The sequence below is a fragment of the Roseateles sp. DB2 genome (assembly GCF_051857535.1).
Taxonomy (GTDB): Bacteria; Pseudomonadota; Gammaproteobacteria; order Burkholderiales; family Burkholderiaceae_C; genus Roseateles_B.
In genome coordinates this window covers 48,993-67,912 of the sequence record NZ_JBPZGY010000019.1, presented here as the reverse complement: position 1 = coordinate 67,912, position 18,920 = coordinate 48,993, and the positions used below count along the sequence as shown (strand labels likewise).

Here is an 18,920-nt window from a genome sequence, read left to right as displayed (position 1 = left end):
CCGGGATAATCGCCCCGTCCCCCATTCCAGGGGCCCGACCCTCTCGCTGCAGCACCCATGTCGAATCTGATTGTTCACGGCGGTACCCCGCTGGCTGGCCGCATCATCCCCTCGGCCAACAAGAACGCCATCCTGCCCATCCTCTGCGCCACCTTGCTCACCGCCGAGCCGGTGCGCTTGCGCGGCATCACCGAGATCACCGACGTGAAGAAGATCCTGGAGGTCTTCCGCAAGCTGGGCAGCACGGTCGAGGTGGACTACCAGACCGGCATCCTGGACGTGCATCACCGCGACACCCATTTCGATGCCGCCACCGACCGCCTGCCGGAGGAAATGCGCTCCTCCATCATGCTGGTGCCCGGCCTGATGGCCCGCTTCGGCGCCGCGCGCATCGAGGACGACGTCAAGGGCTGCACCCTGGGCGCCCGCGAGATCGACCCGCATGTGGAGGTCTTCGAGCGCTTTGGCGCCAGCGTGCAGCGCCTGCCCGACGGCCTGCTGCTGAGTGTGGACCGGCCCCTGAAGGCCAATGACCACTGGACGGACTACGCCTCCGTCACCACCACCGAGAACTTCGTGCTCTGCGCCGCACTGGCCCAGGGCACTTCCACACTGATGAACGCAGCCTCGGAGCCGCATGTGCAGGAGTTCTGCGCCTTCATGCAGATGCTGGGCGCGAAGATCGAAGGCCTGGGCACCTCGCGCCTCAGGATCACCGGCGTGGAGCGCCTGGGCGGCGGTGACTTCAGCTTCGCAGAGGACTTCCACGAGATCGTCACCTTCCTGGCCCTGGGCGCCATCACCGGCGGCGACGTGCAGGTGAAGAACTCCCATCCCGAGCAGTTCCCCCTGATCGACCGCACCTTCGCCAAGTTCGGCGTGCACATCGAGCACAAGGACGGCTGGTCGCGCGCCCTCACTCAGGGGCCGCTGAAGGTCAAGGAGCCCTTCACGCGCAACATCCTGCAGAAGGTCGAGGCGGCCCCCTGGCCCTACCTGCCGGTGGACCTGCTGCCCATCTTCGTGGCCCTGGGCGTCAAGGCCGAAGGCAGCGTGATGTTCTGGAACAAGATCTACGACGGCGCCATGGGCTGGACCTCGGAGCTCTCCAAGTTCGGGGCGCATGCCTTCCTGTCCGACCCGCACCGCATGGTCACCTTCGGCGGCAAGCCCCTGCATGCGGCCGAGGTGGAGAGCCCCTACATCATCCGTGTGGCCATCGCCCTGCTGATGGTGGCGGCTTCCATCCCGGGGCGCTCGGTGATCCGCAATGCCACGCCCATCCGGCGCGCGCACCCGCATTTCGTCGAGAACATCTGCACGCTAGGCGCTCGTATTGAGTGGGTGGACGGGGACTGAGCCGCTCCAGCGCTGATCGAACCCCGATACTTCGCGGCGCCTTCCCTGCTGTCCGAATGCTGCCCCGGCCCATGGCCAAGTTCCTGTCGTCACTGCTCCTGGTCCTGGCCCTGCTGCCCTGTGCGGCACGGGCGGCCGAGCCGTTGCCGGCCCTGCACTGGCTGGTCCAGGATGTGCCGCCGCATTTCAGCTATGTGCGGCCCGGCCAGGTGCCGCAGACGGTGGAGGACATCGGGCAGGGCGAGCTCGACGGCTTCCTGCGCATCCTGGTGAGGCGCATGCCGCAGTACCGGCACGTGCTGGTGGAGATGCCCTTCACCCGCTTCGAGGTGCAGGCGCGCCAGGGGCAGACGCTGTGCTCCGTCCTGCACGTCAAGACGCCGGAGCGCCTGGCCTGGCTCTACTTCAGCCATCTCTACCCGCCGCTGTTCTCGCGCCAGCTCCATGTGGTTGTGCACAAGGACCGTCAGGCGCTGTTCGAGACTGCGGTCACCGGCCAGCCCTTGCAACTGGCGGACCTGCTGCAGCGTCAGGACCTGGTCGGCCTGCTGCCGCGCGACCGCGCCTTCGGGCCGCGCATTGACGCCCTGCTGAAGCAGGCGGGCGATGTGGCGCCGCGCACGGTGGTGCCCAACCGCAATATGCACCTGCTGCACATGCTGCGCGCCAGGCGCATGGACTACACGCTGGAGTACCCCTCGGTCGTCGACGAGTTCCTGCGCCTCAATGGCGGGGACGACCTGGCCAAGCTGCCCCTGGCCGAGGGACGCAGCACGCAGCTGGCCACAGTGGCCTGCACCCGCAACGCGGAAGGCCGCCAGCAGATGGCGGCCATTGATGCCGCCGTGCGCCGCCTGGCGCAGGAGAAGGACCGCGAGGCCTGGCTGCGCAGCTGGCGCCGCGAGCCGCTGGACGAGCAGGATCGCCAGCGCGTCAACCGCTACATGGACGAGCGGGCCCGCGGCGGCCCCGTCATCGAGTGAGCCGCCCGCCAAAGCTGGCCCTGCCCATGCGCTCGGGCGTCAGCGCCTCGGCATTGGCCTGCCCGAGCGGCGACTGGCCGCTGCTGCTGGACTTCCTGGCGCACCGCCTGTCCCTGGTCAGCCGCGAGGACTGGGCCGCGCGCATGGCGGCTGGCGAGGTGCTGGGGCCGCAGGGTCAGGTCTTGCCAGCGGACACGCCGTACCGCGGCGGCCAGCGCATCTACTACTACCGCCGCCTGGACCACGAAGTGCCCGTGCCCTTCGAGGAACTGCTGGTGCACGTGGACGACCAACTGGTGGTGGCTGACAAGCCGCATTTCCTCTCGGTGACACCCAAGGGCCGCCATGTGCAGGAGACCCTGCTGACCCGGCTCAAGCGGCGCCTGGGCCTGCAAGACCTGACCCCCGTTCACCGTCTGGACCGTGAGACGGCCGGGCTCACCGTGTTCTGCGTGCAGCCCGCGCACCGCGACGCCTACCAGCGCCTTTTCCGCGAGCGCAGCGTGGAGAAGGTCTACGAGGCCGTGGCCGCGGTGCCGCCGCCGGGCCTGTCGCTGCCACTGCGCTACTGCAGCCGGCTCTTGGAGCGCGCGGGTGATGCCTTCATGCAGATGGCCGAGATCCCGGGCGAGCCCAACGCCGAAACCGGGATCCGCTGCCTGCGCCTGCTCCAAGAGGGCCGGGCGCTGTACGAGCTGCGGCCGCTCACAGGCCAGAAGCACCAGCTGCGGGCGCAGATGTGCGCCCTGGGCCTGCCGCTGGCAGGCGATCGCATCTACCCGGTGCTGCAGCCGCCGCGCGAGGATTTCGATGAGCCGCTGCAGCTGCTGGCGAGGTCCATTGCCTTCACGGATCCCGTCTCCGGCGCGCCGCGTGCCTTCCGCTCGGAGCGTCAGCTGGCACTGGCCGAGGCGGCGGCCAGCAGCAGTTCGGCCTGATCCCCCAGCAGCGGCCGGACGAGGATGCGGTAGCCGTCGAGGTCGAAGGGCGGCGGGCGGTGACCGGGCGGCAGCTGAAGCTGGCAGCCCTCCACCGTGCCGAGATGTGCCCAGTGCTGCAGCACATGGGTCTGGATCCAGTCGCCATCGCGCTCCACCAGCCCCACGGGGCCTTCGAAAGGCCAGGCCTGCACTTGCCACTGATGCAGGGCTGACTGCAGGCGTTCGTCATGCTGCGGGGCGGCTTCCTGCCCGGTGCACAGGGCGCAGCGGCCCAGTTGGCGGGCGAAGCAGCCGCGAGGCGAGGCGCTTTCCAGGCCCAGCCGTGCCAGGCACAGGCACTCGTCCTCAGCCAGCTTGCGCAGGGCCTGCTGGGCGGCATGGGTGGAGGTGTACAGGCCGAAGAGGTCAGGGCGGCGTGCGAATTCCTGGTCCCGGGAGTGCACGAGGCGCAGCACAGGCGCCGATGACGCCAGGGTCCAGGCGCACAGCGAGCGGCTGCGGCGCAGGCGCTTGTTGAACAGCGGCTGGCGCTCCTTCACCCAGCGCGATTCCAGCAGCAGGGCGCCCACCTCGCCCGCTGTGCGCTGCCAGCTGACACGGCAGGCCTGGGCGAGCATGCGGGCCTCGGCGGGCTCGCGCAGATGGGCGAGCACGCGCGAGCGGATGTTGACGCTCTTGCCGATGTAGAGGGGCAGGGCGCCCTCGCCATGGAAGACGTAGACCCCGCAGGCGGCGGGCAGCTCGGCCAGGTTGGCCTCGGGAATGCGATGGGCGGGCATGGCGATGGGAGGGCAGCCGCGAGTATGCCCGCGCAGGCCCCGGACGCCTGCTGTGCGATTCGCGGCGTGGCGGCGCTGTCATCCCCCCAGCAGGAGGGAGCAACAAGGCGCAACAGCCACGCTTGCGGCCGCGCGCGCCGCCCTACACTGCCTGCGCCCTGAAGAGAACAGCAGGGGTGGGAGCAAGACGATGGCAGCAATGGGCAAGGGACTGAAGATCCTGGCAGGCGTGGGCCTGGCGGCAGCGGTGGCGGCGGCGGGCTGGTGGGGATGGCAGCGCCAGCGCGGCGCGCCCGAGGCGAGCGAGGCCGACACCGGCCCCCTGGCCGCCTTCGCGCTGGCGGACTGCAAGGCCCGGCTCTTCGACGGCTCGCCCGCCATCGCGGTGATGTTCACCCAGGCCCTGGCCGGCGGCCAGGACTTCGGCAAGCTGCTGACGGCCACGGAGTCCGCGCCCAACGAGGCCGAGGACAAGGCCACGCCCGTCGAGGCCCGCTGGGTGCTGGGCGACAACCCCCGCGTGCTCTACCTGCCCTACGTCAAGCCCGAGCGCAAGTTTCGCGTGAAGATGGCTGGCGAGCTGTCGGCCAGGGCCGGGGCCACGCTGGCCACGCCGCAGACCTGCGAGGTGGCCAGCGTGGCCATGCCCGACGCCTACTACTTCGCCAGCCGCGGCACCGTGCTGCCGGCCGAGATCAACGGCGGCCTGCCCGTGGTGACCGTCAACACGCCCCAGGTCGATGTGCAGTTCCTGCGCATCCGCCCCGAGAACCTCAGTGCCTTCCTGGACCAGGTCGGCGGCCGCCGCGAGCGCCCCCGCGCCGCCGGCTACGAGGAAGGCAGCGAGGAGTACGAGGGCGGCTACTACTACGAGGACCCGGGCCGCCGTCTCAAGGGCACGACCTCGGGCTATGTGCTGGACCAGCTGCGCGGCATGTCCGACAGCGTCTACATCGGCCGCTTCACGACCGACGAACGCCCCAACCGCCGCAACGTCTCCTTCCTGCCCGTGGAGCGCATCAAGGAGCTGCAGGAACCGGGCATCTACGTGGCGGTGATGAACACGCCGGGCCGCTTCGGCTGGGACTACCAGGTCACGCATTTCTACGTTACCGACATCGGCCTGCACCTGCGCCGCCATGCCGCGCAGCTGGATGTGTTCGCCACCTCGCTGAAGAGCGGCACGGCGCTGTCCGGCGTCGAGCTGACCCTGGTGGACGAGGCCGGCAAGGCCTTGCAGCAGCTCAGCAGCGACGGCAAGGGCCATGGCGTCTTCACCCAGAAGCTGGACAAGGCCCGCGTGGTGCTGGCCAAGCGGGGCAAGGAGATGTCCGTGCTCTCGCTCAACGACGCGGCGCTGGACCTCTCCGAGTTCGATGCCATCGGGCACCCGTCGCGCAACAGCAAGCTCTTCGTCTATGCCGGGCGTGATCTCTACCGACCCGGCGAGAGCTTCCAGGCCTCCGTGCTGGCCCGCGACGCCGACGGCCGCGCCTGGGACAAGCCCCTGCCCCTGACCCTGAGCCTCAAGAAGCCCGACGGCAGCAATGCCGCCACCCTGCTGGTGCGCCCCGGCGCCACCGGCGCGGGCTACTACCAGCAGGCCATCACCCTGCCGGCGGACGCCCCCACGGGCCGCTGGCAGCTGCAGGCTCGCGTGGACCCGGCCGCCAAGCAGCCGGATGCGCAGTGGGCCTTCCAGGTCGAGGAATTCCTGCCCGAGCGCATGAAGCTGCAGCTCACGGCCCCCGAGGCCGTGCTGACGGGCGACGCCGAGCTGAACGTCGACGTGCAGGGCGACTACCTCTACGGCGCGCCAGCCTCCGGCAACCGCGTGCAGGCCAGCCTCTACAGCGAACGCCAGGTCAACCCGCTGGCGCGCGCGCTGCCCGGCTTCATCTTTGGCGACTTTGCCGATGACAAGGCGCACAAGCGCAGCGATGCCGAGGACGATGAGCTGGACGGCCAGGGGCACACGACCCTCAGCTTCAAGCCCGCACTGGGCGAGCGCCGCTCTCCCATGCTGCTGCGCACCAGCGTCAGCCTGCTGGAGAGCGGCGGCCGCCCGGTGGTGCGTTCGCTCGAGCGCAGCTGGTGGCCAGCCGGGCAGCTGGTGGCCATCCGTCCGCTCTTCGACCGCAACGTGGTGCAGGAAGGCAGCATGGCCGAGTTCGAGCTGACCCGCGTGGACGCCGCCGGCAAGTTCCAGGCCGCGGCCGACCTGCAGCTGCGCCTCATCTACGAGGAGCGCCAGTGGTACTGGCGCTATGACGACAGCCGCGGCTGGCACTCCGGCTTCAACACCCAGGAAGAGCTGGTGGAGGCCCGCCAGATCAAGCTGGACAAGCGCAGCAAGATCGCCCTGCCGGTGCGCTGGGGCCGCTACCGTCTGGAGATTTCGGATCCCACCACCCGGCAGACCCTGCGCTATGGCTTCTACGCCGGCTGGGGCGCCCAGGATGCCGACGATGTCGGCAACCGCCCCGATCGCGTGCAGCTCAAGCTCGAAGGCGCACCCTTCAAGCCCGGCCAGAAGGCGAAGCTGGAGATCAAGCCGCCGCATGACGGCGAGGCCCTGGTGACCGTCGAGGGCGACCGCGTGCTCTGGAGCGAGCGCCTCTCGGTCAAGGCCCGCGGCACCACGGTCGAGATCCCCGTGGCCGAGGACTGGAAGCGCCACGACCTCTACATCACTGTGGCCGCCTTCCGCCCCGGCAGCCAGGGCGACAAGGTCACGCCGGCCCGCGCCCTGGGCCTGGTGCATCTGCCGCTGTGGCGCGAGGACCGCAAGCCCAAGGTGGAACTGGTGGCCCCGCCGAAGGCCACGCCGGAGCAGTCCCTGCCCGTCAAGGTCAAGGTGCCGCAGCTGGCCGGCAAGCAGGCCCTCGTGACCGTGTCCGCGGTGGACGTGGGCATCCTCAACATCACCCGCTTCAAGACGCCGGACCCGCAGGACTTCTTCTTCGGCAAGCACCGCTACGGCGCCGACCTGCTGGACGTCTACGGCAAGGTGATCGAGCGCATGGAAGGCAATGCGGCCCGCCAGCGCTTCGGCGGCGACGCCGGCAAGCGGGACACGCAAAGCATGCCTCGCAAAGTGCTGCTGGTGGACCTCTTCAGCGGCCCGGTCCTGCTCGATGCCAAGGGCGAGGCCACGGTGAGCTTCAAGCTGCCTGACTTCAACGGCACCCTGCGCGTGATGGCCGTGGTGTCGAGCGCCGACAGCTACGGCAGCGCCCAGGCCGAGACCGTGGTGGCTGCGCCCCTGGTGGCCGAGCTGTCCCTGCCGCGCTTCCTCTCGCCCGGAGACAAGGCGACCATCGCACTCGATGTGAGCAATCTCTCGGGCAGCGCCCGCGAGGTCAAGGTGCGTCTGGAAGCTGACGGCCCGCTGCGGGTGGCCGCCCAGCCCGAGCCCGTGCAGCTGGCGGACAAGCAGCGCAAGGTGCTGACTTTCCAGGTCGAGGCGACCGAGGCTGCGGGGCTGGTGCCGCTCAAGCTGCACGTGCAGGCCGGGGATCTGAAGCTGGTGCGCGAGGCCGCGCTGCAGCTCCAGCCCCTGACCCCGCCCGTGCATGAACTCCGGCGCGTGCGCCTGGAGCCCGGTGCCACGATGAAGCTGGACGCCAACCTGCTCGACGGCTACTGGGGCGGCTCGGCCAGCGCCACGCTGAGCCTGTCCGACAAGCCGCCCATCGACATCCGCGAGCAGGTCAAGGGCCTGCTGGGCTATCCCTACGGCTGCCTGGAGCAGACCACCAGCAGCGCCTACCCGCTGGCCATGATCGACGAGGAAGCGGCCAAGGCCTTCGGTATGACGCCGGTCCCGCGCGAGGAGCGCGCCAAGCGCCTGGACAGCGCCTTCGGGCGGCTTGCGGGCATGCAGCAGGCCAAGGGCGGCTTCGGCCTGTGGAGCAACACCAGCCCCTACGAGGCCTGGCTCTCGGCCTATGTCACCGGCTTCCTGCAGGACGCCAAGGACGCGGGCTTCGCCCCGCCCGAGAGCATGCTGAGCCGCTCCATGGACAACCTCCTGGAGCAGTTCCAGCGCAGCCCCGGGCAGCAGACCCAGCCGCCCAAGGATCCCAAGCGGGACGACAAGGGCCGCGTCGCCGACTACCGCGACGTCGAGCTGATCCGCATCGCCCACCAGCGCTTTGCCGAGGCGGCCCACGCGGGCTACATCCTGGCGCGTGCCCAGAAGGCACCGCTGGCTACGCTCAAGACCCTGCATGAGCAGTACCGCGGCAATGCCCGCTCGCCCCTGCCCCTGATCCACCTGGGCTTGGCGCTCAAGCTCATGGGCGACGAGACCCGGGCGAAGCAGGCCCTGGAGGAGGGCGTGCAGCGCGCCTATGGCATCAACCCCTCCCTGGCCCCGGCGCAGGAGTGGTGGTGGTGGGAGGAATGGCTGGGCGACTACGGCAGCCGCGTGCGCGACCAGGCCATGGCCTATGCCTTGATGGCCCGTCACGGCATCCAGCACGAGCGCCGCGAGGGCCTGCTCTTCGATCTGGCCGCCGACTTCGACCGCCGCCGCTACTTCTCCACCCAGGAGCGTCTGGCCCTCTTCCTGGCCGTGCGCAGCGCCCATGGGCAGGGGGGCGGCGAGGGCTGGAGCGCCAGCCTGCAGACCGGCAGCGGCGCGCCTGATGCGCTCAGCGGCAAGGAAACGGCGCAGCGGGACATCGCCGCCACCCGGCTCAAGGCGGGCACCGTGCTGAAGAACGAAGGCAAGGGCTCGCTGTTCGTGGAGCTGCATGCCCAGGGCTATCCGACCAAGCCCCTGCCGCAGCAGACCGACAGCATCGTGGTCGAGCGCAGCCTCTTCACCACCGACGGCAAGCCGGTCACGGCGCGCCAGTTCTCCACGGGCGAGATGTACATCGTGCGCCTGCGTGCAACGGCCAAGCGGCCCATCAAGGACGGCCTGATCGTGGACCGCATCCCGGCCGGTTTCGAGGTGGAGAACCTCAACCTCAGCCAGGGGCCGCAGGCCGGCGAGTTCGCGGTGGATGGGCAGAACATCGCCCAGGCCAATGCGAACCCCCGCATCGTGCACACCGAGTACCGCGACGACCGCTTCGTGGCTGCCGCCCAGCTGGACGGCCGCACGCTGGAGGTCTTCTACCTCGTGCGCGTGGTGACGCCCGGCCGCTACCAGGTGCCGGCACCGTTTGCCGAGGACATGTACCGACCCGAGCTGCGCGGCATCGGCAAGAGCGAGGCGGACATCGTCGTGAACAACAAGAAGTGAAGCCGTGCCTTTGCAGCGCACGGGGACCCGTGCTGAGTTCACGTCGGTGAAGGCACCATGCCAGCGCGACTGAGCTTGATGCGCTGGGCCCGGCGCCGCAGGGCCTGGTGGGGGTTGGCTGTGCTGGTGCTGGCCCTGCTGGGCCTGGACCGGCTGTTCCCCTTGCCTGCCGCGGCCTGGCCGGACAGCCCGGCGCGGCGGCCGCTGGAGGCCGTGGTGGTGCTGGCCGAGGACGGCACCCCGCTGCGCTACTGGCCCGGCGCAGACGGAGCCATGCGGCACCGGGTCACGCTTGAGCAGGTCTCGCCGCTGTATGTCGAGGCCCTGCTGCGCTATGAGGACCGAGCCTTCTGGTGGCATCCGGGCATCAACCCGGCGGCGCTGGCCCGTGCGGCCTGGCAATGGATGCGCGCGGGGCAGGTGGTATCCGGTGGCTCCACGCTGACCATGCAGGTGGCACGCCTGCTGGACCCCGAATGCGCCGATCGTCAGCGCAATCTGCAGACCTGCGCCACCCGCAGCTTCGGCGCCAAGATGCGGCAGATGCTGCGCGCCCTGCAGCTGGAATGGCACCTCAGCAAGCGGGAGATCCTGACCCTCTACCTCAACGAAGCCCCGATGGGCGGCATGGTGGAGGGTGTGGAGATGGCGGCACAGTCCTACCTTGGAAAGTCAGCGCGTGACCTGTCCCATGCGGAGGCCGCCTTGCTGGCGGCCCTGCCCCAGAGCCCCTCGCGGCTGAGGCCCGACCGCCATCCTGCCCAGGCCCAGGCCGCGCGCGACAAGGTGCTGGATCGCCTCGCGAGCCAGGGCGCCTGGAGCTCCGCCCAGGTGCAGGATGCCAAGCTGGAGAAAGTCTTCGCTCCCCCCCTGCGCTCGCGCGTTCTGGCGCCGCTGCTGGCCGAACGCCTGCGCCAGCGTGGCCTGAAGGCCGGGCAGACCGTGGTGCCCTCGCTGCTGGACGCGGGCCTGCAACAGCGCCTGGAGCAGGTGCTGATGGACCGGCTCAATACGCTGCCCGAGCAGGTGTCCATCGCGGCGCTGATCGTGGACAACCGTGACGGTGCGGTGCGCGCCTATGCCGGCTCGGCCGACTTCAGCGACATGAAGCGCGCCGCCCATGTGGACATGGTGCGAGGCCTGCGCTCGCCGGGATCCACGCTCAAGCCCTTCCTCTACGCCATGGCCCTGGACCAGGGCCTGGTGCATTCCGAGAGCCTGCTGGTCGATGCGCCGCAGAACTTCGGCGGCTATGCGCCCGGCAATTTCCAGGCGGACTTCTCGGGGCCGGTGAGCCTGTCCGAAGCCTTGCAACGATCGCTCAACGTGCCAGCGGTGGACCTGCTGGAGCGCATCGGCCCCGAACGCTTTGCTGCCCGGCTGCGCGGCGCGGGCCTGAGGCTGCGCATGCCGGCCAACGCCGCGCCCAACCTGAGCCTGATCCTGGGCGGCGGCAGCACGCGCCTGGAGGAGCTGGTGGGCGCCTACACGGCCCTGGCGCGCGGCGGCCAGTCCCTGCAGCCGCGGCTGCAGGCCCAGGATCCCCTGCGCGAGACGCGGCTGATGAGCGAAGGCGCGGCCTTCATCGTCCGCGAGATCCTGGAGAACGGCGGCCAGCCCGGCGCGCCCTTCCGCGAGTCCGAGGCCCGCATCGCCTGGAAGACGGGCACCAGCTTCGGCTTCCGCGATGCCTGGGCCCTGGGCGTGACCGACCGCTACACCCTGGGCGTCTGGATGGGGCGCCCGGACGGCACGCCCAATCCGGGGCACTTCGGCGCCAACAGCGCGGCACCGTTGCTGCGTGATCTGGCCGCTGCCATCGGGCCCCAGCAGCTCGCACCTCGCCGCCAGCCCGCCAGCGTGCAGGCGGCACGCATCTGCTGGCCCCTGGGCCGCCTGACCAGCAGCACGCCGTCGGACCAGTGCCTGCAGCAGCGTACGGCCTGGCTGCTGGATGGCGCCGCGCCGCCCACGCTGCCGGAGCGCGGCGCGGGCCAGGGTCTGGAGTTCAGCGTGCTGGTGGATGCGGGCGGTCGCGTGCGCGTCTCCAGCGACTGTGCGGGGGAAGGGGCCCGCAGCGCGCCCGCTGTGCGCTGGCCGCAGCTGCTGCAGCCCTGGATCGAGGATGCCCAGCGCCATCCCCTGGAGCAACTGCCCTGGAAGGCCGGCTGCAAGGGCGAGGCCCAGGGCGGGCCCAGTGCACGTCTGCGCATCGTGGGCCTGGAGCCCGGGACGGTGCTGCGCCCCACGCCAGGTCAGCAGCACATCCGCCTGCCGCTGCAGGTGCTGGGGGCGCAGGGGGCGGTGGCTTGGCTGCTGGACGGGCAGTTGCTGGCCTGGCAGGAGGCGCCCGATGGCCGAGCACGCCGGGCGCCGGTGCTGCTGCAGCCCCAGCGCAATGGCGAGCAGCAGCTCACCGCGCTGGACGCCCAGGGGCACTACGCCAGGCTGCGCTTCTCCGTGCAGGGACTCTGATCAGAAGAGCAGCTTGAGGGTCGCCGAGAACATGCCTGCCTGCTGGCCATAGACCTTGCCGAACAGATAGGCCGCCTGCAGCTGCAGGTCCTGGTGCCCGCCCATGGGCCAACTGCCCAGCAGCGAAGGGCCGGCCCGGTGCGACTGGCGCTCGGCCGGCTTCCAGTCCCGCCAGTTGCCCACTTCGCCAAAGCCCTGCAGGCCCGCGCGCCAGCCGGGACGCAGAGGCCAGTTCACTTGCCACTGGTACTTCAGCTCGGTGCCGCTGCGGGCCAGGTCGCCCCAGCCATGTTCCAGGATCACATTGGCCTGCAGGCGGGCCAGGCGCCATTCCGTCTGGCTGACCAGGCCTAGCTCCAGCGCATGCCCGTGCTCCTCGCCCTGGGTGCGGATCGCTTGGGTGTGCAGGGCGAAGTCCCAGTCGCCACCGCCATCACCCAAGCGGAACTGGTTGATCCAGTTCCAGGTGGCCAGTCGGACGGCTTCCTTGCGCGTGCCTTCGAAGCTCGCCAGCAGCGTGCTGGTCCAGCGCTCGCCGACTCCATAGGACAGGGCCAGTTCGGGCCACAGCACGGCGGGCCCGCCCCTGCGGGGCTTGACGGTCCAGTAGCGCAGTTCGGCACCCCATTGCCCGGCCTGGGCATAGGGCGTCAGCACGTAGTAGCCGGGATCGGCCAGCGCGGGCTGGGCGCACACCCACAGCGCGCACAGCCACAGCGCGCACACCCAGCGTGCCGGACGCATGAAGCCAGCGGGCATGACACTCTCCCTCGCAGCCGGTGCCGACCGGCCTGTGCACGCACTGTAGCCAGTGGCCTGCCAATTTGTGCCGCCCTTGAGGGACACAAGCACTGTCCAGGCGACAAAGTTCCGGGCAATCCCGGGTGGGCGAGGCGCTGAAATCGGCAGATGCTGGCAGGCCGGCAACGTTTGCAATGTCGGCAGTCCGCCATGAATGCTTCGCCCGCTCTCCTCCTGTCGCTGAAGTCCCGCACCTTGCTGGGGCTGCTGATGCTGGGGCTGGCGCTGGTCCTGGTGCTGGGCACCTGGCACCTGCGGCGCGAGATGCGCGGGCAGGCGGAACTGGCCGAGGGCAGTCAGCAGCTGCTGCCGCTGCTGTATGCCGAACCCCTGTCGCGAGCCCTGGCCAGCAAGCAGGTGAATGTCGCCCAGCGCCTGCTGGAGACCATGGTGAGCCGCCACGAGCTGCAGTCGGCCGAACTCAGGGGCCGTGACGGCCTGCGACTGCTCAGCGGGATGGATGCGCTGCCCGGGCCCGACAGCCCGCACAGCGAGTTCGCGCTGCGGCTGCCGGGCGAGGGCGACGAGCTGGGCCGGGTCCGGGTGGTCGCGCCTGAGCTGAGCGTCTGGGGGCAGTTGGCCAAGCCTTCCATCCAACACTGGCTGCTGCAGCTGCTGGCCTTGGCTCTGGCGCTGGGCCTGGGCGCGGCCCTGCTGATCGACCATCTGCTGCTGCGCCCGCTGCGCCGAATGGCCTCCGATATGGAACGTTTCGACCCCAGCCGTCCGCCCAGCGAGTTCAGCTGGTTCGATGACGGGCAGCCGGCCCGCGCGCCGGCCGAACTGCGCCAGATCAACCGTGCGATGGCGCGTGTCCACCAGAGCGTGGACCAGCAGCTGCAGCGCAAGCAGCGCGAGATGCGGGACCTCAGCGCCCAGGTCGCGCAGCAGGCGCGAGCTCTGCACGAGGCGCAGACAGCCCTGGACCTCAAGCAGCGAGAGCTGGCCCAACTGGCGCGACACGACACCCTGACCGGGCTGGCCAATCGCCGCGAGTTCGACGACGCCCTGCGCCGCGAGTTCAAGCGCGCTCAGCGTCAGCAGTCCCGCCTGGCTCTGGCCGTGCTGGATCTGGATCACCTCAAGGCCTACAACGAGCTGCATGGCCATGCCGCTGGTGACGAGGTGCTGCGCCGCTTTGCCCGCCTGCTGGGCGAGCGGTTCAAGCGCGACACCGATCTGGTCGCGCGGCTGGGCGGCGAGGAGTTCGGCGCCCTGTTGCCAGGCTTTGACATCGGCTCGGCCCAGAACCTGCTGGAGAGCCTGCGCGAGGAGTGGCGGCGCCTGTCCCTGCCGCACGGTGCCAGCCCGGTGGACGAGGTGGTGACGGTGAGCATAGGGCTGGCAGCCTACAGCCCCACCCAGCCCTATCTGAGCCCCCTGGCCCTGATGCAGGCGGCCGACGAGGCCCTGTACATCGCCAAGCACGCCGGGCGCGATCGCCTGAGCCTGGCCGCCTGACGGCCTCTTGAAACAAGGCTCCCCCGCCCGCCAGGGACGCGGCTGCACCCTTCATGCACCGCCCGGCCAAGAGGGGCGGGTGCTGCCATTGACGGGCGTGAAAAAGCCGGCCTGACGCCGGCTTGCCTGGCTCTGCGCAGACACTCAGTCCCGGCCGTGCGCCTGGGCTTCCAGGAGCTGCTCGCTGACACGCCGGGCCGCGCGCAGCACCAGGGTCTCGTCCAGCTGGGCCTGGGGGGCGATGGCCTTGGCGATCTCGTCCAGGCGCTCTGGTGCGTTCATCAGGGCCCAGGCGATCACGGAGATCGCGCAGACGCTGCGGCGCTGCAGCGTATCGGGCATCAGCAGGGTGGTCTGGACGTCTACATGGCTGCGCACACTGGCCACCGAGGCAGGCGCCAGGCCCCAGCTTTCACACAGAGCGGCACCCAGGGCGTCATGGCTCACGCCGAAGGCCGTGTGCTCCAGCTTGACCAGCTCAGCGTCTTCCTGCGTGGCGCGCAGCATGGCGGGATAGTGGGCGGGGGCGTGGCGGTAGAGCACGGCCTTGCCGCATTCCTCGAACAGGCCGGCCGAGTGCGCGGCCCAGGGGTCCACGCCCAGCATCTGGCCCATGCGGCCCATCAGCAGGCCGCGCTGCGAGGCCCGTGACCAGACCGGATCCAGTTCCGGGGCGGGCGGGAAGGCCGCGCGCAGGCCCATTTCGAAGGTGATGGCGGCCACCTCGCGCATGCCCAGGTAGGTCAGGGCCTGGTGCACTGTCTGCACCCGGCCGCGCAGGCCGTACAGCGAGGAATTGACGGCCTTCAGCACCGCGGCGGCCAGGGCCATGTCGGTCTCGACCAGGGCGGAGACGGCCAGGAGGTCGATGTCGTCGGCGGCCATCAGCAGGGACAGCTTGACCAGCACCTCGGGTTGGGTGGGGATTTCGATGTCGAGCGTGCGCAGTTCAGGATCAACGGACATGGGGCAGCCTTGCATGATGCATGAGAGCGTCTCCAGGAGCGGGGCTGGCCCGCGCCGCCCCCCGCGGGGGTCTGGGCGGCCGGCAGTCGCCATGGCCGTCCTGAGAGGCGTGATCCGGCTATGGTAGCGCCGCAGGGCGGCTGTCGCGGAATCTTGTGACGCCTGGAGACGATTGCGCCTCCTGCAGGCGGGGGCTCAGCGCAGGAAGGCGTCGTAGCTGGTCTTGAGGATCAGCGCCCCCACCACCCCCACGAACATGCGCCGCACAAAGCCCGTGCCACGGGCCAGGGCCATGCGGGTGCCCAGCAGGCTGCCGATCACGTTGGTGACTGCCATCACTGCCGCCACATGCCACCAGAGGTGGCCCTTCATCGTGAACAGCAGCAGGGCGGCGGCATTGGTGGCGGTGTTGAGCAGCTTGGCACTGGCCGAGGCATGCAGGAAATCGAAACCCAGCAGGCGGACGAAGAGGAAGACGAAAAAGCTGCCCGTGCCCGGCCCGAAGAAGCCGTCATAGAAACCGATCACCCCACCGATCAGGCAGGCCAGCAGCACCTCGGCGCGGCCGCTGAAGCGCGGGGCGTGCTCGCGACCCAGGTCCTTCTTCGCCAGGGTGTAGAGCAGCACGGCGCCCAGGACCAGAGGCAGCAGCTTGCGCAGGCCTTCGGGGCTGACCAGGGTCACCGTCCAGGCTCCGCCGAAGCTGCCAAGCAGTGCCGCCAAGGCCGCGGGCAGCAGGGCGTGCCAGGGGAGGGTGACGCGGGCGGCGTATTGCCTGGTGGCCCAGGCGGTGCCCCAGATGGCGGCGCCCTTGTTCGTGCCGAAGAGCGTGGCTGGCGCGGCCTGCGGGTAGACGCTGAAGAGGGCCGGGACCAGGATGAGGCCTCCGCCACCCACGACGGCATCGATGAATCCGGCAAGCAGGGAGGCCAGGGCGACAGTGACGAGGTCCAGCATGGAGGCAGTCATCAGGCGGGCCGCAGCCCAGCAGCGCGGCCGGGCGGGCACCAATAAAAACGGGCACCGATGTGGTGCCCGTGGATTGTGACAGTGACGCGCCACGGTAGTGGCGGTCCCGTCTTCTTTGTCTCCTCAGCCCCCGTAGGCGAGCACTGCAACAGCAGCGTCCGCGTCGAGTGACGCCAATGTAGAGGCCGGAACCCATGCACGCACTTGGGGTTTTTACCGTACATCAAGCACCTGGCTGGTGCGTCATGCGCCCTTGGAGGGCCTGCTTGCTCCATGAAAATGGCAGGGGCAGGCTCTTTGGGCGACAGCTGGCCGCTGTCCCCTGATCCAGGGGCTCCACCAGGGGCGGTCCTCCCGGCCCCTCAAGGCTCAATGCGGTGACAGGGGATTGAACAGGGGCTTGAAGGCGAAGGGATCGGGGCTGGCGGGGTCGACACTGACCTGCACCGCGTGGACTTCCTGCTCGCCAAAGACCTGCAGACGCAGCAGATTGCGCAGCACCTGGCCCTTGCCCGGCTCCTTGACGGCTTTGAACGGGCGGTCGATCACGAAGCGGTGGCTGTCGCCATGGATCAGCAGCACCGGGCGGCCCCAGTCCTGAACCAGGGGCAGCAAGCCCTGTTCGAAGAGCCGGGTGAAGCCGCTGTGGCTGGGGAAGTCCATCCACTGGTTGGCCCCCAGGAAGGGATCAGCCTGCATGGCGATCACGAGGGCGCGCACATCCTGGCTGCGCGCGCGCTCGAAGCCTGCCTGCAGCCAGGCCAGATTGGCCTCGCTGCGGGCAAGGAATTCCTGGACGGCGGCGAGGTCCCGGGGTTCGAAGCCGTTGTTGGAGCCGGGCACGTTGAGGGTCAGGAAGAGCACGCCGTCCCGCTCGAAGCGCAGGTTCTCGCGGAAGCGGGCATGGGCCGGCTGCAGGTCGGACTGGCGCTGCACGGCCAGGGGCTGACGGCCCAGGCTGCGCGGGGCGCCGAAGAACATGTCGCGCAGCATGTCCAAGCGCTCCTGGGGTGAATAGCCACCTGCAGCAGGGCGGTGGCAATCCGTCCATTCGTTGTCGCCGGGGGTGTAGACCAGGGCGCTGTCGAACTGGTTGAAGAAATCGCGCTGGTGGGCGAATTCCTGATCGCTGCAGGGGCTGCTCCCGCTCTTGAAGTCGCCCACGTGCAGGCTGAAGGCGGGAGCCTGGGCATTGATCTGCCGGATCAGCTGCTGGTAGACGGGGTAGGCGGTCTCGGCGGGGCCGTAGGGCATGTCGCCCAGGGCGATGAACTCGAAGCGCCGAGGCGCAGCCGCTTCGTCGGCGACGGCGCCCGTGGCCCCCAGCAGCCCGCCCAGGCAGGCAGTCAGCAGGCTCAGCAGGCCAAGGCGGTGCAGGCGGGCATTCAATCGATGGCTCATGGGGCGGGCTCTATGCGTGGGTCGGTCGGCATGTGGGTGTCTGCGGGGGCGGCAGGGTTGCCGTCGTCAGTGATGGGCAGCCGGTCCTTCCTGCGCAGGTCCAGCACTACGGTGTGGGCAGCCTTGTCCTGCAGGGCCTGGCGGTTGGCGTCCCAGACCAGCTGGACAAAGCCCATGCCACCAGTGCCCATGCTGGCCAGGTAGCCGCCGTAGCGGCTGAAACTGCGCATCAGACTCATGGGCTTGCCGCTGAGCTCGGCTATTTTCAGACCCATGAGGCGCTTGCCGACGGTCTGGCCAGGCCACAGCACGGGCAGTAGGGTGAAGTAGACGATGGCCAGGCTGAAGCGCAGCCCCACCTCGCCCAGGGCCTCGTCCAGCCATTGCCGAGGCTGGAACCCGCTGTGGGCGCGGGCGGCCTCTTCGGAACGGCGCAGGCGTCTGACCTGGGCTTCGAGTTCGGCAATGCGGCGGCTTTCAGCACTGGAGGCGCTGGAAGCACTGGTCGGGGGCGCGGCTGCGACGGCGTCCTTGCGCGTTTCGTCCTCATCGCCCGCCTCTTCGGCCGGTTCGGTAAGGGCCGGGCGGCTGGTGCGTGGGGAGTCCCGCATGGACTCGCGAAGATCCAGCCAGAGCCCACTCAGGCCCAGCGCCAGCAACAGGGCGACCAGCAGCCACCAGAACCCGGAGGGGGGGCGCTGTGCATCGCGCCGCCGGATCTGCAGCCAGGCCGCCAACGCCAGGCTGCCCAGCAGCAGCCAGTTGCCCAGTGAGGACGCCATGCCGATCAGGGCCAGGTCCAGCGCCATGGCCCAGGCTCTCTGTGCCGGACGCGCCAGGGCATGGCCCAGCAGGGCCGGGCTGACATTGACGTCTTCCGGGGTGACCCAGTCGCGACGGGCCGAAGGCTGGATCAGGACGGGCAGGCGCAGACGCATCGGCAGGCAATGACAGAGCAGGGATGAAGGCTGCTGATTCTGCCGTGTGAATGCGGTCTGATGGGCGGGTCGTGTTTCGGGGGGGGCTCAGTCGTCTTCCAGGCTGTCGCAGCCTGCAGCCGGGCAGAGCAGGCCGATCTGGCTCAGCAGGTCCAGGGCGCCGTCCCGCCAGTCGGAGGTGCCTGTTGCTGCGCTCCCCAGCCCGGGCGGCGCATCGCCGGCCGCGGTGGCCGGCAGCGAGCCAGGGGGGAGCGGCCATGGGTGGCTGGCATGTGGCGGGGGCGCAAGGTTCGCGATCCTCACGGTCCTGACGCCAGCGGTCGTCTCGGAGGTGTCGGCGGGCGCGCGGGCGGGGGCGGTCGGCGGCACGGGGTGGTCCGAGTCCTCCAGCAGACGAGGTCCCGGGCCAGGGCCCGCAAGCACCGGCCTACCTTGCCGCTCCGGCGGGTCCTGCCACAGGCCCAGCAGCATGGCGGCGAGCGCAAGGGCAAGGAACACCGGGGGCTTCATGGCTTGGCGCAGAGCGTTGATGGAGGCCGGAGCATGGGGCGGACGCCTGAGCGGCTCGCGTCTGCTCTGCGAAGAAATGC

Annotated in this window: 13 protein-coding genes; 6 read left to right on the top strand and 7 right to left on the bottom strand. The window is 69.9% G+C overall.

Annotated elements, in window-relative coordinates; translation table 11 throughout:
• Positions 1 to 57: 57 nt before the first annotated feature.
• From ACS5PK_RS20715 to ACS5PK_RS20705, 3 genes are all read left to right on the top strand, one after another.
• Positions 58 to 1,359: a UDP-N-acetylglucosamine 1-carboxyvinyltransferase gene (locus ACS5PK_RS20715; RefSeq protein WP_439442165.1), complete on the top strand. Its 1,302-nt coding sequence runs from the start codon at positions 58 to 60 to the stop codon at positions 1,357 to 1,359.
• A 71-nt stretch (positions 1,360 to 1,430) separates the two neighbouring features.
• Positions 1,431 to 2,342 carry a hypothetical protein gene (locus ACS5PK_RS20710; RefSeq protein ID WP_439442164.1) on the top strand — a complete coding sequence of 304 codons (912 nt, stop codon included), beginning with the start codon at positions 1,431 to 1,433 and terminating at the stop codon, positions 2,340 to 2,342.
• The gene (locus ACS5PK_RS20705; RefSeq protein WP_439442163.1) at positions 2,339 to 3,280 is read left to right on the top strand and encodes a pseudouridine synthase; all 942 of its coding nucleotides are present in this window, start codon (positions 2,339 to 2,341) and stop codon (positions 3,278 to 3,280) included. Before ACS5PK_RS20710 ends, ACS5PK_RS20705 begins: the two co-directional genes overlap by 4 nt.
• Here ACS5PK_RS20705 and ACS5PK_RS20700 read toward each other — a convergent pair.
• Positions 3,235 to 4,062 carry an endonuclease gene (locus ACS5PK_RS20700; RefSeq protein ID WP_439442162.1) on the bottom strand — a complete coding sequence of 276 codons (828 nt, stop codon included), beginning with the start codon at positions 4,060 to 4,062 and terminating at the stop codon, positions 3,235 to 3,237. The two genes, ACS5PK_RS20705 and ACS5PK_RS20700, sit on opposite strands and share 46 nt — an antisense overlap.
• Positions 4,063 to 4,252: 190 nt before the next feature.
• Between ACS5PK_RS20700 and ACS5PK_RS20695 the strand changes: the two genes are divergently transcribed.
• Positions 4,253 to 9,319: an alpha-2-macroglobulin family protein gene (locus ACS5PK_RS20695; protein ID WP_439442161.1), complete on the top strand. Its 5,067-nt coding sequence runs from the start codon at positions 4,253 to 4,255 to the stop codon at positions 9,317 to 9,319.
• Between the two features lie 69 nt (positions 9,320 to 9,388).
• Positions 9,389 to 11,794, top strand: coding sequence for a penicillin-binding protein 1C (gene pbpC / locus ACS5PK_RS20690; RefSeq protein WP_439442176.1), 2,406 nt, complete (start codon positions 9,389 to 9,391; stop codon positions 11,792 to 11,794).
• On the opposite strand, the gene ACS5PK_RS20685 is transcribed toward pbpC, so the two are convergent.
• A complete protein-coding gene (locus ACS5PK_RS20685) occupies positions 11,795 to 12,553 on the bottom strand; it encodes a hypothetical protein (protein ID WP_439442160.1) in 759 nt (252 codons plus the stop codon).
• Positions 12,554 to 12,745: 192 nt separating this feature from the next.
• Here ACS5PK_RS20685 and ACS5PK_RS20680 point away from each other — a divergent pair, with 192 nt between their 5' ends.
• Positions 12,746 to 14,056, top strand: a complete 1,311-nt coding sequence (locus tag ACS5PK_RS20680; RefSeq protein ID WP_439442159.1) for a GGDEF domain-containing protein — start codon at positions 12,746 to 12,748, stop codon at positions 14,054 to 14,056.
• Between the two features lie 144 nt (positions 14,057 to 14,200).
• On the opposite strand, the gene ACS5PK_RS20675 is transcribed toward ACS5PK_RS20680, so the two are convergent.
• From ACS5PK_RS20675 to ACS5PK_RS20655, 5 genes are all read right to left on the bottom strand, one after another.
• Complete coding sequence (locus ACS5PK_RS20675; protein WP_439442158.1) at positions 14,201 to 15,022, bottom strand: HDOD domain-containing protein; 822 nt, start codon at positions 15,020 to 15,022, stop codon at positions 14,201 to 14,203.
• A gap of 195 nt (positions 15,023 to 15,217) precedes the next feature.
• Positions 15,218 to 15,991 (bottom strand): TSUP family transporter, encoded by a 774-nt coding sequence (locus tag ACS5PK_RS20670; protein ID WP_439442157.1) that lies wholly within the window; start codon positions 15,989 to 15,991, stop codon positions 15,218 to 15,220.
• Between the two features lie 369 nt (positions 15,992 to 16,360).
• On the bottom strand, positions 16,361 to 17,392 hold the full coding sequence (locus tag ACS5PK_RS20665) for a hypothetical protein (protein ID WP_439442156.1): 1,032 nt from the start codon (positions 17,390 to 17,392) through the stop codon (positions 16,361 to 16,363).
• On the bottom strand, positions 17,389 to 18,330 hold the full coding sequence (locus ACS5PK_RS20660) for an RDD family protein (protein ID WP_439442155.1): 942 nt from the start codon (positions 18,328 to 18,330) through the stop codon (positions 17,389 to 17,391). Before ACS5PK_RS20660 ends, ACS5PK_RS20665 begins: the two co-directional genes overlap by 4 nt.
• Before the next feature lie 87 nt (positions 18,331 to 18,417).
• Positions 18,418 to 18,828 carry a hypothetical protein gene (locus ACS5PK_RS20655; protein ID WP_439442154.1) on the bottom strand — a complete coding sequence of 137 codons (411 nt, stop codon included), beginning with the start codon at positions 18,826 to 18,828 and terminating at the stop codon, positions 18,418 to 18,420.
• Positions 18,829 to 18,920 lie beyond the last annotated feature (92 nt).